This window comes from Burkholderia anthinoferrum (assembly GCF_002925705.1).
GTDB classification, from domain to species: Bacteria; Pseudomonadota; Gammaproteobacteria; order Burkholderiales; family Burkholderiaceae; genus Burkholderia; species Burkholderia semiarida.
Genome location: NZ_LFZP01000008.1, coordinates 136,152 through 149,517, shown reverse-complemented (window position 1 = coordinate 149,517; position 13,366 = coordinate 136,152). Strand labels below are relative to the sequence as shown.

Sequence of the window (13,366 nt, the reverse complement as noted above, 5' to 3'; positions counted from 1 at the left end):
GCCGCCACCTTCGCCAGCGAGCCGCCGAATTTGCCGACCGCGGTCCGCGCGGCCGATACGATCACTACGTCCGTCATGTTCAGTTCCTGCATCGAAATCAGTGTGTCGTTCTGACGCCCGCACGAGGCGGCTGTACACGGCGATGACGCGTGTCGGGCCATCCGGCGCGATCGCGGCCACACGCCGCCGTACGCCATAGGGCGGGCGGCATCCGTTCGCACCGTGGCACGGGCAACCGTGCACGGGCGTCTTGCGGCGAACCGAAGCTCGCCGGGCCCGCGTGGCACACGCGGCGCCGGCGCCAATCAATCGTGTCGCGCCCGCACGCGACACGCATTCATGCGCGTTCGGGCCCGTTCGTGCCCGTTCGCGCCGTCACGCAGCCGATTCGCGCGCAGCCGCTGCGTCCTTGCGTGCGGCGGCCGCCGTCTGCTTCGCGCCGCGCGTGGCCGTTTCGCTGACCACGTCGAAGCCGCTCTTCGCCGCTTCGATCGCCTGCCCCGTGGCTTCACGCACGGAGTCGGCCGCGGCGCTCGCCGCGGACAGCGCCGAATTCAGCGCGGCCACCACCGGCGCCGAGCCGGCCGGCGCATGCTTCGACAGCTCGCCGAGCACGTCCTTCAGGCGCTTGTCGTTCTGCTCGTACTGCGCCTGGGCGACCTTCGCCCATTCGGACTGCGTCGACACCGCGATCTCGAACAGATGCCGGCCGTACGACGCGACCTTGCCGGCCGCTTCCTGCGGCGCGGCGACCTGCTGCGCGAAGCCCGCGGCCGGGTTGCTGCCGGTGAACGCGTTCTTCAGCTTGTCCTCGTAGTCCTCGAGCGCCGTCCGGGCCGCTTGCAGGTTGAGTTCGACGACAGCCTCGAAACCGTGGATCGCCGGACGGGCGATTGCAAACCACGCGGCGATACCGGACTGATAATCGGCGGTGAGTTTTTCGGGGGCAAATACGGACATCGGGCACGCTCCTGTTGGCTATGCGAGAGACGACGTAAAGAAAAATGGAAGCTCGGGTAAACAACCGCTTCCTTATTGAAACCCGTCACCTGTTTGGGAACGGGCGGTAGAAGGAAGTCATTCTAGATCGATTAATTGTCAATTAAATGGCATTAATGATAGGTGTAAACCCTTATTACCCTTTGAACCGTCCGCCGAAGCTGCGGGCACGCCGAAATCTCAGACAAGACAGTGCCCCTCACCGGCCGGCGACGCATTTTTACCTTTTGCAGCATAGCGTATCGTGACGTGGCGCAATATTTGCCAATTCATTATTCCGCTTATTAGAAAACCGGGCACCATTGAAAATGGAGCAACCATTTATGTCATATTTTTTCTGGATTTCTTGTGAAATCGTTTTCTTGATTATTAATGACGAAATCAATAATCGGACGAAATGCCGGTCGCGACAAAAAAAGGCCGCTCGAAGCGGCCTCGGTCGATGCGGTCACGCGCCAAATCAGCCGGCCAGTTCGCGATGCAGCGCGCGGAACTCCTGCGCGAGCTTGTGCGTCGGCTCGAGATGGATCACCGGCATCGACTGCTGATGCGACTCACGGATCTTCACCGATGCGGACAGCCGCGACGCGAGCACCGGCAGCCCTTCGTCGACGAGCTCGTCGACCAGCCGTTGCGGCAGGCTCGCGCGCGGCTGGAACTGGTTGATGACAATCCCTTCCACCTCGAGCGCCGCGTTGTGGTCCTGCTGGATTTCCTTCACGTTCTCGAGCAGCGTGTACAGCGCGCGGCGCGAGAAATCGTCGCAGTCGAACGGGATCAGGCAGCGCTCGACCGCGATCAGCGCCGAGCGCGTATAGAAATTCAGCGCGGGCGGCGTGTCGATGTATACGGCGTCGTACATGTCGAGCTCGTTCAGCGCGTCGCGCAGCTTGTAGATCTTGTAGCGCGATTCGAGCTTGCCGTGCAGCGTGTCGAGATCCGGATGCGCGGGCATCACGTCGAGCCCGTCGAACGGGGTCGCGTGGATGAACGACGCGACGTCGATCGGACGGAAGTTGAAGGTCAGCGCGGTTTCGAAGAAGCCGGCGACGCCCGGTTGCGCATCGGCCGCGGCGTCGCCGAGCAGGTAGCGCGTCGAGTTCGCCTGCGCATCGAGATCGATGACGAGCGTGCGCAACCCTTCGCTCGCGCTGATCGCCGCCAGGTTGCAGACGATCGTCGATTTGCCCACGCCGCCCTTCTGGTTGAACACGACACGCCGCATAGTCCCCTCTCGATCGAAGCCAACGGAAGACACCAGCATACCCGAGACAGGTTGGCTGCCGTATCGCGACGTGCATCGGGATGGTGCGGCGAATCGCCAAGCCCCCTGCGTGCATCGACGTGCGCCGGCCGCGGACGCATCCGCTGCCACCCGCCCCCGATGGTTGAACGACCCACACAGACGGGCGGGCACGCGGCCACGCCGGCCCGATTGAGTCGCGCCGATGAACGACGAAGGCGGGGCACCGGATCACTCCGATGCCCCGCCTTCAGTGACTACGACAAGCGACGGTCAGCTTCGCGGGTGGCTGGCGAAAAGCCCGCCCCCCGCATCGAGACCGGTGCGCTTACCGGGACGCGATGACGCGACGGCCAGCACCGATCTGTTGCACCGCGGCTGCCGCGCCGGTTGCCACGCTCGACTCGATATGTCCGTAGTTCAAGCCCGCCAGACCACCGTAAGCCTGGTCATACCCGGACACATAGTTGATGCGGCTGCTCGTCGTCGAGCCCTTCACCGTGGCCACGTTATAGCCGACGAGACCGCCGAGACGCGCACCCCTACCGCCGCTCACCGTACCCGACGATTCCGAGCTCGACACGAGTTGGCCGTTAGTGCCGACCAGACCGCCGACGCTCGCATAATCGCCGCCCGTCACGTCGCCTGTCGCCTTGCTATTCGCAACGCTGCCCGCCACATTGCCCATTCCGACGAGACCGCCTACGGCGCTACTCGTGCCGGCAGTCACCGCGCCGGACGCTTCCGAGTTCGACACTCGACCGTCGTTGTGGCCGACCAGGCCGCCGGCGTAAGCGGAGTTGCCGCCCTCCACCATGCCGCTCGCCTTGCCATTCGAAATGTCACCGTTCGCGTTCTTGCCGACCAGACCGCCGACGCTCGCGGAAGCGCCCGCCACCACCTTGCCTGACGCCTTGCTATTTGCGATGGTGCCGCCGTTGATGCCGACGAGGCCGCCCGCGAGGCTGAAAGCGCCGCCCGTCACCTGGCCGTACGCATCCGAACCGGAAATCGTGCCCTTGTCGTTATTGCCGACCAGACCACCGACATGGCTGGCTCCGCCGCTGGTGACGTCGCCGCGGGCGATCCCCACCGTGATTTGCCCCTTGTTTTGACCCACGAGGCCACCGATAAGGGCAGCCGACTTGTCGGTCACGTTGCCCGTTGCCGTCCCGTTCGTGAGGACGCTTTCGTTCACGCCGACGAGACCGCCGATCGCGGCCGAGCCGACGCCCGAGACATTGCCCGTCGCCGTTCCATTGGCGACCGTGCCGAGAAGATGCCGGCCGATGAGGCCGCCGATCGTGGAACCGGACGCGGTGCCGTTGACCGCGCCGCTCGCCGACACATTCGCGAGCGAACCGCGGTTCACGCCGATGAGACCACCGATCGCGGAATTACCGGCGCCGCGAACGGTGCCGCTCGCCGACGAGTTCGCGATGCTCGTGCCGACGTCGTTGTCGCCCACCAGGCCACCGATGCTGCTGTTACGGCCGCTGACGGCAACGTTGACGCTCGACGACGAATTCTGGATCGCACCCGTGCCGACGTCACCGTTCACGCTGTTCACGCCGACCAGACCGCCCACCTTCGCATTGGTCTGCGCCAGCGTGATGCTTCCCGTGCTGCTCGAATTCGAGATCACGCCGCCGCGGTTGATGCCGGCCAGACCGCCCACGCCGCCGTAGAACCAGCTCTGATCCGCGATCCCGCCCGAAATGGTCGTATTGGCCGAGCTGTTGCTGATCGTGCCGAGCTTGTCCGGACGGCCCAGGATCGTGTAGTTTTCGCCGACGAGCCCGCCCATCGACAACGTGGCCCAGCTGCCTGCAATGCGCCCGGTGACCGACGACCGATCGATGTCGCCGCCCAGGTTCGTGCCGACGAGACCGCCCAGCACCTGCATGCGCGACGTCCCGCCGTTCACGACCACGTTCGTCGCCTTCACGTTGGAGATGACGCCGGTGTCCGTATTCACGCCCGCGAGGCTGCCGATCATCGCCGGCCCGTTGCCCGTGTACGATCGCGCGCCCGTCACGTTCACCGACGCGAGCTTCAGGTTGCCGATGTAGCCGGCGTTCACCGAGAACAGGCCGATGAACGGGCCGGTGCCGTACACCGATACGTTGCTGATCGTGTTGCCCAGGCCGTCGAACTTGCCGAAGAACGTGCGGTCGTTGCCGATGCTCCGGAACTGGCGGCCACCGCCGTCGATTGCGCTGCCGAGCACGTAGCGGCCCGACAGGTCGTTGTCGATCGAACGCAGTTGATCGACGCTGTTGATCACGCGATACGCGTCGCCGTTCGAACGGTACGACGCATTCGCACCCGACAGCGTGACGACGCCGTCGCCGTTCACCGCGAGACCGCTACCCGGATTCAGTTCCAGCTTCGCGTTGCGGCCATCGAGCGTCAGCTTGTCGTTCACGCGAATCTGCTTCGCCGCGTTCACCGTGACGCCCGCGTCGTCGCCCGTCGCCGTCACCGGCCCGTGCAGTTCCACGTCGCCTTGACGCGACGTCAGCGTCAGCCCGTTGTCGCTGCTCCAGGTAACCGGCGCGTCCACCTTCAGCGTGCCGGTCGTGCGAGCGAGTTCGACGTTGGTCGTGCCGAGATTGCGCGCCAGCGTATCCGCGCCGATCGCGGCATCCGAACCGCCCGAACCGCCGACCTGCTGGCCGCCGATCACGAGCGCGCGCGACGCGGCGCTCCGACCCACGCCGGCATTCGCCGACTCGATCGTCCACTTGCCCGCCACACCATCGTGCCCGCGCGTGTCGACCGTCGTCGTGTCCGCCACGCGCACCGCGGCACCCTTCGTCACCACGGCGCCGTGACCTTCCGCGCCCGCCAGCGTGCTCGCGTCCAGCGTCCCGGCCACGTGCACCGCGCCGTCGCCACCGTCCAGCGTGATCCGGCCCGCGACGTTGTTCAGCCCCTTCGCCTCGATCGTCCCGCTGTTGTTCACCACCGTGCCCAGCAGGCTGTTCGCCGACCGTGCCGACATCAGCACCTGGCCGCCGTCGGCCTTCAGCAGGCCGCCGTTGCTCACCAGCGCGTCCACCGCCGCGCCGTTCACCTCGAGGCTCAGCAGCTTGCTGCCGTCGAAGTTCACCTTCACGTCATTGCCCGCGCCCAGCGCGACCGTGCCCATCTGCGCCCGGATCACGCCGTTGTTCGTTACCTGCGCGCCCAGCAGCGCGACACCGCCGCCGTCCGCCGCCGTGATCGTGCCCTGGTTCACCACCTGGCCTGCCGACTTACCGTTGAAGCGGAAGTTGCCGTTCAGGAAATCCTTGTCCGAGATGTCGCGCGTCGACGCCACGAGGCCACCGACGTTCACTTGCGCGCCCGATCCGAACAGCACCCCGTTCGGGTTCACCAGGAACACCTTGCCGTTCGCATCGATGCGGCCTTCGATGTTGCTGCCGTTCGCACCGACCACCCGGTTCAGCGCCAGCGACTGGTTCGTCGGCTGATTGAACGACACGCGCTCGCCGCCGGCGACGCTGAAGTCCTGCCAGTTCGTGATCAGCTTGTCCGTATGCTGGTTGATCGACATCGTCTTGTTGTCGGCCGACGTCGCGAAGTCGCCCTTGCCCGACACGATCTCGGCGCCCGTGGGCAGCGCATATGCGCTCGACGCCGCGAAGCCCAGCAGCGACACGGCCGCCGCGATTACCCGGCGGCCGCCCGCCTTGCCGCGCCGACGCGCGTTCTCGCCCGCCACGCTCCAGCATCCGTTCGCTTGATTCCAGACCAATGCATAAGCCTTGTTCATCTTTGGTTTCCTTGTTGTATTGACTGCCAAACCCTGCGTCATGCAGGCGCTCGTCCAGACGCTCAGAAATACTGAGTCGCCTGAAACCAGATTCGCGGCGAGCCGGCGGACGACGCCAGCCCTTCGCTTGAGGCGAACGGCCAGGCGGCCGCCACCGTGACTTGATGCCCCTTCCCGTACCAGCCCGCGCCGAACCCCGCGGCCTGCATGCGGATGATGTTGGTGTCCTTGAACACGCGATGCTTGTTGATGCCGACCCGGCCGGCGTCGACGAACGTGCTGACCCGCCAGCCGGGCGCCACCGCATACCGCAATTCCGCGCTCGCCTGCCACCCCTGATCGCCGCTGCCCGAGCCGAGCGTGTAGGCGCGCACGCCGTAAGGGCCGCCGAGGCTGAACTGCTCGGACGCGTCGAGATTGCCCGACGACAGTTGGCCGCTGAACTGTGTGTAGAACTGGAAGCGCGAGCCGAGCGCCTGCAGGCGCATCACGCTGACGCCGAGTTTCTTGAAGGTGCCGCGCGTCTTGACGAACCCCTGCGCGCCAAGCACGTCGGCCGTGCGCAGGCGGCCCGCGCCGGCCGAAACGGAGAAGGCGGTGGTGCCGCCGCCGAGCAATGCGTCGTCGCCGTTGCCGCTCAGCGTGAAAGTCCATAGACCGACGTTCTTGTCGTCCTGTATCTGGAACGCGCGATAGTCGTCGTGAAGGTTCTTGTTCTCGTATTGGAGTTGCGCGTTCAGGTTGAACGCGCGGCCGCGCAGCAGCGGCTGAACGACAAATGCGCTCTGGATGTTGGCGCGGCTGTGAAGATCGAGTTCCTCGAAGCCTTCGCCGACCTTCGAATGCAGATTCGAGTAGCCGACGCCGACGCGCGTCGACCACGGCCCGACCGGCAACTGGTACGACGCGCTGTAGTAGCGCTGCAGCGTGTCGCTTCCCATGCCGCGCAACGTGAGCCGATCGCCGATGCGCAGCGGCGAATTGACCGCGATGCTGCCGGTAAGCCGGTAGCGCCCCGTCGACAGGTTGCCGTAGTTGTCCGCCTCCAGCGTTCCCGTCGCGATCGGCCCGGGATCGGCGTCGATCACCAGATCGGTCGAGCCCTGCGTGCGCCCCGAGCGCAACGTGCCCTTGGCGTCGACGCCGGGCAGGTCACCGACGAGCAGCAGGCTGCGCGCCAGATCGGCGCCGCGCACCGCCTCGCCCGGACGCAGCGCGGACAGCGGCTGGCGCACCACGCCGTCCAGCACGCGCGAGCGGTTATGGAGTTCGATCCGATCGTAGCGGCCTTCCAGCACGTCGATCCGGACGACGCCGTCGTCGATGTCCTGACGCGGCAGATAGGCGCGCGCGAGCACGTAGCCATGCTCGCGGTAGTAGGAAGTGATGCGAGCCGCAGCCGCCTGCAGCTCGCCAAAACTCAGCTCCCGCCCGGTCAGGTCCTGGAGGAGCGGCTCGAGCTGCGCCGACGTGAACACCCGGTTGCCGCCGATCGCGAACGCGCGGACCGTCACGCGCGGCCCCGCATCGACGCCCTCAGGCGCGGGTGCGGCCTGCTCCGTACGCTCGATGCTCAACTCGGGCGCGGACGCGGCCGGGAGCGCCGGGCGCACGGATTCGATTTCGCGCATCGACTGGCCCGCGTTCGGCAACTGCGAAAACGCGATACCGGGCAGGAACAGCCCCATCGCCGCGCAACAGCCCAGCGCGTATGGAACACCGCCGCCGAGGCCGGCAACGGGCGCGCGCGCCGCCGCTGACCGTGCGTCTCGATGATGCGTGACGCCTGGATGCCGGGTCGCAAGAAAATACCAGAAGCCTCGGCCGTAACGATCCATTATCAATTCGGTAAACCACCATTTGCATTCGCTACCGAATCATAATTTTCAGTCCTATCAAGATAAATAATACAAGTACGATTTATTTTTATAAAAACGAAATCCTTCGATAAATTCCTAATACTCCCCGAAAAAACTGCACATCATTCGGCTTTCTTGTCGACTGCCGCCGCCCGATTCCATCACCGACATGTCCGCCCCGGCCGTCGGAATCAGCCGGTGTCCTAACGATACTGGCGCAACAAGGTCCTCTAGCGTCGATCGGGCATGCGAAAGTGAAGGAATGCGGACCGCGTACAGGCCGTCCGGACAATTGATCAGCCGGAGACGTGGCCCAGCGCGAAAGCGCTACCTGCCGCCGCTATTCGGGGCGAATGTTCCCGAAGCAAAATAAAAATCGCCGCAGAAAATCGAATCAGATTTGATCCGCCATGGGCTAAAAAGGCTAAAAAAAAACCCGCCAAAAGGCGGGGTCGATCTTTACAGCGTTTGGTTGCGAGATCTCAGAACGGAATATCGTCGTCCATCTCGTCGAAGCCGCCGCCTGCCGGCGCGCTCGGACGGCTCTGGCCGCCGCCACTTGCACCGCCGCGCGCCGCGCCGCCGGCACGACCGCCGCCGCCACCGCCACGCTCCATCTGCTCGCCGCGACCGCCGCCGCCACCGCCGTAGCCGCCGCCATAACCGCCTTCGTCACCGCCGCCACCGCCGCCGCCCGAACCGCCGCGGCCGCCGAGCATCTGCATCTGTTCGGCGACGATTTCGGTCGAGTAACGGTCCTGGCCGTCCTGGCCCTGCCACTTGCGCGTGCGAATGCGGCCTTCGATATAGACCGACGACCCCTTCTTCAGGTATTCGCTGACGATTTCCGCCAGACGGCCGAAGAACGCGACGCGATGCCACTCGGTCATTTCCTTGAAATCGCCGCTTGCCTTGTCCTTGTAGCGGTCGGTCGTCGCGAGGCGGATGTTCGCAACCGCGTCGCCGCTCGGCAGGTAACGGACTTCAGGATCGGCGCCGAGGTTGCCGACGAGGATGACCTTGTTGACGGATGCCATGTGTTTCTCCAGTAAATTCGATGCCGGGCCGCCCGCGACAGCCGTCGGAGCAGCCCGCCGGGGGAGCCGGCGAACGCCGCCGGCGCCTACCCGACAATCAGGTTCCGGCCTTGCGCGGCGGCGCTTTCATATTGGCCGCGATTATAAGCCACGCGGCCACGAGCCCCGAACACGTGTAGAACACGGTGTTCGCGCCGCCGTGCTTCAGCAGCCAGCCGCCCACGATGCCGCCGAGCGCGAGCCCGATCGACTGCGTGGTGTTGTAGACGCCCGTGGCCGCGCCCTTGCGCGAACCCGGCGCGAGCTTCGACACGAGCGACGGCTGCGACGCTTCCAGGATGTTGAACCCGAGGAAGTAGACGAAAAGAATCGCCGCCACAATCAGGATGGTATGCGGCGCGCTGCCCAGCAGCAATTGACCGATCAGGATAGCCAGAATGCCGCCGAGCAGCACCGGCTTCATCTTGCCCCGTTTTTCCGCGACGATGATCGCCGGCACCATCATCACGAACGCGAGCCCCATCACCGGCAGGTACACCTTCCAGTGCGCGGCGACCGGCAGCCCGCCGTCGACCAGCAGGCGCGGCACGACGAGGAACAGCGCCGTCTGCGTCGCATGCAGCACCAGCACGCCGAAGTTCAGGCGCAGCAGCTCGACGTTGTGCAGCACCTCGGCGAACGGCGCGGGCACGTGCACGGGCTTCGCCGCATCGGGCACGATCCACAGCACGACGCCGATCGCGAGGATCGACAGCACGCCGACGATCGCGAACAGCCCGCTCATCCCGACCCAGTGGAACACGATCGGCGCGCCGACGATCGCGACCGCGAACGACACGCCGATCGAGCCGCCGACCATCGCCATCGCCTTCGTGCGGTTCTGCTCGGAGGTCAGGTCGGCGATGAACGCGAGCACCGCCGACGACACGGCGCCCATGCCCTGGATCACGCGGCCGACGATGATCCACGTGATGTCGTGCGCGAACGCGGCGACGAAGCTGCCGAGCGCGAAGATCACGAGGCCCGCGGCGATCACCGGCTTGCGGCCGAACTTGTCGGACGCCCAGCCGTAGAAGATGTAGAACAGCGACTGCGTGACGCCGTAGGCCCCGAGCGCGATCCCGACGAGCAGCACGTTGTCGCCGCCCGGGATGGTTTTCGCGTAGACCGAAAACACCGGCATGATCATGAACAGGCCGAGCATGCGCAACGCGAAGATCGCCGCGAGCGACGTGGTCGCGCGCAGTTCGGGCGCAGTCATGCGGGAAGACGTGGCAGACGGATTGGACATCGGGAATGAATTTCGAATGATCGGAATGTCCGCCCGGCAGCGGGCGGCGGAAGATCAGGGCCGGCGGCCTGGCGGCCTTTCGGGCGACACGTCGGGGCCGGATGCGGATGGCCTGCGGGCCGCCCGGAACCGTGCGGCGCGACCGCTTTCCCCGGCGCAGGTGTCGCCTTGCTGCCACCTGCCGCAAGGGCTGGGGGCCGTAAACGACGGTCTCGAAAAGCCGTTATAGTAGCAGGTTTGGTTTCCTCCATTTTCGCCAGGTTCATGGAACAGATCCGTATCCGTGGGGCACGCACCCACAACCTGAAAAACGTCAATCTCGACCTGCCGCGCCACAAGCTGGTCGTGATTACCGGGTTGTCCGGGTCGGGCAAGTCGTCGCTCGCGTTCGACACCCTTTATGCCGAGGGCCAGCGCCGCTACGTCGAGAGCCTGTCCGCCTATGCCCGCCAGTTCCTGCAGCTGATGGAGAAGCCCGACGTCGACCTGATCGAGGGGCTGTCGCCGGCGATCTCGATCGAGCAGAAGGCGACGTCCCACAACCCGCGTTCGACCGTCGGCACGGTCACGGAAATCCACGACTACCTGCGACTTTTGTACGCACGTGTCGGCACGCCGTACTGCCCCGATCACGACATCCCGCTCGAGGCGCAGAGCGTGTCGCAGATGGTCGACGCGGCGCTCGCGCTGCCCGAGGAAACCAAGCTGATGATTCTCGCGCCCGTCGTCGCCGATCGCAAGGGCGAGCATGTCGAGCTGTTCGAGGACATGCAGGCGCAGGGCTTCGTGCGCTTTCGCGTGCGCTCGGGCGGCGGCGCCGCGAACGAAGGCGCCGCGAAGATCTACGAGGTCGAGTCGCTGCCGAAGCTGAAAAAGAACGACAAGCACACGATCGACGTCGTCGTCGATCGCCTGAAGGTGCGCCCGGACATGAAGCAGCGGCTCGCCGAATCGTTCGAAACCGCGCTGCGCCTCGCCGACGGCCGCGCGATCGCGCTCGAGATGGATACCGACAAGGAGCACCTGTTCAGCTCGAAGTTCGCGTGCCCGATCTGCTCGTACTCGCTGCAGGAGCTCGAGCCGCGCCTGTTCTCGTTCAACAACCCGATGGGCGCGTGCCCGGAATGCGACGGCCTCGGCCAGATCACGTTCTTCGACCCGAAGCGGGTCGTCGCGCACCCGTCGCTGTCGCTTGCGGCCGGCGCGGTGAAGGGCTGGGACCGCCGCAACCAGTTCTACTTCCAGATGCTGCAGAGCCTCGCGGCGTTCTACGAATTCGACATCGACGCCGCCTTCGAGGATCTCCCCGAAAAGATCCGCAAGGTGCTGCTGTTCGGCTCGGGCAAGCAGACGATCCCGTTCTCGTACATCAACGAGCGCGGCCGCACGACGATCCGCGAGCACGTGTTCGAAGGGATCATCCCGAACCTCGAGCGCCGCTACCGCGAGACCGATTCGGTCGCGGTGCGCGAAGAGCTGTCGAAGTACCAGAACAACCAGCCGTGCCCGTCGTGCGACGGCACGCGCCTGCGCCGCGAGGCGCGCCACGTGCGGATCGGCACCGGCGACCATGCGCGCGGCATCTATGAGATCAGCGGCTGGCCGCTGCGCGACGCGCTCGGCTATTTCGACGGGCTGACGCTCGACGGCGCGAAGCGCGAGATCGCCGACAAGGTGATCAAGGAAATCGTCGCGCGCCTGACGTTCCTGAACAACGTCGGGCTCGACTACCTGTCGCTCGAGCGCAGCGCCGAGACCTTGTCGGGCGGCGAGGCGCAGCGCATCCGGCTCGCGTCGCAGATCGGCTCGGGCCTGACCGGCGTGATGTACGTGCTCGACGAGCCGTCGATCGGCCTGCACCAGCGCGACAACGACCGCCTGATCGCGACGCTCAAGCATCTGCGCGACCTCGGCAACTCGGTGATCGTCGTCGAGCACGACGAGGACATGATCCGCACGGCCGACTACGTCGTCGACATGGGTCCCGGCGCCGGCGAGCACGGCGGCGTGGTGGTCGCCGAAGGCACGCCGAAGCAGGTGCAGTCCAACCCGCAGTCGCTGACGGGCCAGTACCTCGTCGGCAAGCGCGTGATCGAGTACCCGGACGAGCGGCTCGCGCCCGATCCGGAGCGGATGCTGCGCATCGTCGACGCGCACGGCAACAACCTGAAGCACGTCGATCTCGAACTGCCGGTCGGCCTCCTGACCTGCATCACCGGCGTATCGGGCTCCGGCAAGTCGACGCTGATCAACGACACGCTGTATCACGCGGTCGCGCGCCACCTGTACGGCTCGGCCGCCGAGCCGGCGCCGCACGAGGCGATCGAGGGCCTCGAGCACTTCGACAAGGTGATCAACGTCGACCAGTCGCCGATCGGCCGCACGCCGCGCTCGAACCCGGCCACGTATACGGGTCTGTTCACGCCGATCCGCGAGCTGTTCTCGGGCGTGCCGACGTCGAAGGAGCGCGGCTACGATCCCGGCCGCTTCTCGTTCAACGTGAAGGGCGGCCGCTGCGAATCGTGCCAGGGCGACGGCGTGCTGAAGGTCGAGATGCACTTTTTGCCGGACGTCTACGTGCCGTGCGACGTGTGCCACGGCAAGCGCTACAACCGCGAAACGCTCGAAGTGCAGTACAAGGGCAAGAACATCAGCGAAGTGCTCGACATGACGGTCGAGCACGCGTACGAGTTCTTCAGCGCGGTGCCGGTCATCGCGCGCAAGCTGAAGACGCTGCTCGACGTCGGCCTCGGCTACATCCGTCTCGGCCAGTCGGCCACCACGCTGTCGGGCGGCGAGGCGCAGCGCGTGAAGCTGTCGCTGGAGCTGTCGAAGCGCGACACCGGCCGCACGCTGTACATCCTCGACGAACCGACCACCGGCCTGCACTTCCACGACATCGCGCTGCTGCTGGAAGTGATTCACCGGCTGCGCGACCAGGGCAACACGGTCGTGATCATCGAGCACAACCTCGACGTGATCAAGACCGCCGACTGGGTGATCGACCTCGGCCCCGAAGGCGGCGCCGGCGGCGGCCAGATCATCGCGCAGGGCACGCCCGAGCAGGTCGCGAAGACGAAGGCGAGCTTCACCGGCAAGTACCTCGCGCCGTTGCTGAAGCGTCCCACCCGCAAGGTCGCGGCCGGCTGACGCCTC

At 65.8% G+C, this 13,366-nt stretch carries 7 protein-coding genes; 1 reads left to right on the top strand and 6 read right to left on the bottom strand.

Annotated elements, in window-relative coordinates:
* Positions 1-375 precede the first annotated feature (375 nt).
* The 6 genes from phaP to C5F75_RS03690 all read right to left on the bottom strand — a co-directional run bounded on the left by phaP (position 376) and on the right by C5F75_RS03690 (position 10,210).
* A complete protein-coding gene (phaP, locus tag C5F75_RS03715; RefSeq protein ID WP_059575684.1) occupies positions 376-960 on the bottom strand; it encodes a TIGR01841 family phasin in 585 nt (194 codons plus the stop codon).
* Positions 961-1,459: 499 nt separating this feature from the next.
* A complete protein-coding gene (locus C5F75_RS03710; RefSeq protein ID WP_059642606.1) occupies positions 1,460-2,224 on the bottom strand; it encodes a ParA family protein in 765 nt (254 codons plus the stop codon).
* 346 nt (positions 2,225-2,570) lie between these two features.
* A complete protein-coding gene (locus C5F75_RS03705) occupies positions 2,571-6,023 on the bottom strand; it encodes a two-partner secretion domain-containing protein (protein ID WP_104011884.1) in 3,453 nt (1,150 codons plus the stop codon).
* 62 nt (positions 6,024-6,085) lie between these two features.
* The gene (locus tag C5F75_RS03700; RefSeq protein ID WP_104011883.1) at positions 6,086-7,861 is read right to left on the bottom strand and encodes a ShlB/FhaC/HecB family hemolysin secretion/activation protein; all 1,776 of its coding nucleotides are present in this window, start codon (positions 7,859-7,861) and stop codon (positions 6,086-6,088) included.
* Positions 7,862-8,364: 503 nt separating this feature from the next.
* Complete coding sequence (locus C5F75_RS03695) at positions 8,365-8,919, bottom strand: single-stranded DNA-binding protein (protein ID WP_059575676.1); 555 nt, start codon at positions 8,917-8,919, stop codon at positions 8,365-8,367.
* Positions 8,920-9,016: 97 nt separating this feature from the next.
* Complete coding sequence (locus tag C5F75_RS03690) at positions 9,017-10,210, bottom strand: MFS transporter (RefSeq protein WP_059575675.1); 1,194 nt, start codon at positions 10,208-10,210, stop codon at positions 9,017-9,019.
* 264 nt (positions 10,211-10,474) lie between these two features.
* Here C5F75_RS03690 and uvrA point away from each other — a divergent pair, with 264 nt between their 5' ends.
* Positions 10,475-13,360 (top strand): excinuclease ABC subunit UvrA, encoded by a 2,886-nt coding sequence (gene uvrA, locus C5F75_RS03680; RefSeq protein WP_104011882.1) that lies wholly within the window; start codon positions 10,475-10,477, stop codon positions 13,358-13,360.
* Positions 13,361-13,366 lie beyond the last annotated feature (6 nt).

Coding starts and splice junctions, on each gene's coding strand:
- phaP (WP_059575684.1), bottom strand. CDS start 960: ATGTCCGTATTTGCCCCCGAAAAACTCACCGCCGATTATCAGTCCGGT.
- C5F75_RS03710 (WP_059642606.1), bottom strand. CDS start 2,224: ATGCGGCGTGTCGTGTTCAACCAGAAGGGCGGCGTGGGCAAATCGACG.
- C5F75_RS03705 (WP_104011884.1), bottom strand. CDS start 6,023: ATGAACAAGGCTTATGCATTGGTCTGGAATCAAGCGAACGGATGCTGG.
- C5F75_RS03700 (WP_104011883.1), bottom strand. CDS start 7,861: ATGGATCGTTACGGCCGAGGCTTCTGGTATTTTCTTGCGACCCGGCAT.
- C5F75_RS03695 (WP_059575676.1), bottom strand. CDS start 8,919: ATGGCATCCGTCAACAAGGTCATCCTCGTCGGCAACCTCGGCGCCGAT.
- C5F75_RS03690 (WP_059575675.1), bottom strand. CDS start 10,210: ATGTCCAATCCGTCTGCCACGTCTTCCCGCATGACTGCGCCCGAACTG.
- uvrA (WP_104011882.1), top strand. CDS start 10,475: ATGGAACAGATCCGTATCCGTGGGGCACGCACCCACAACCTGAAAAAC.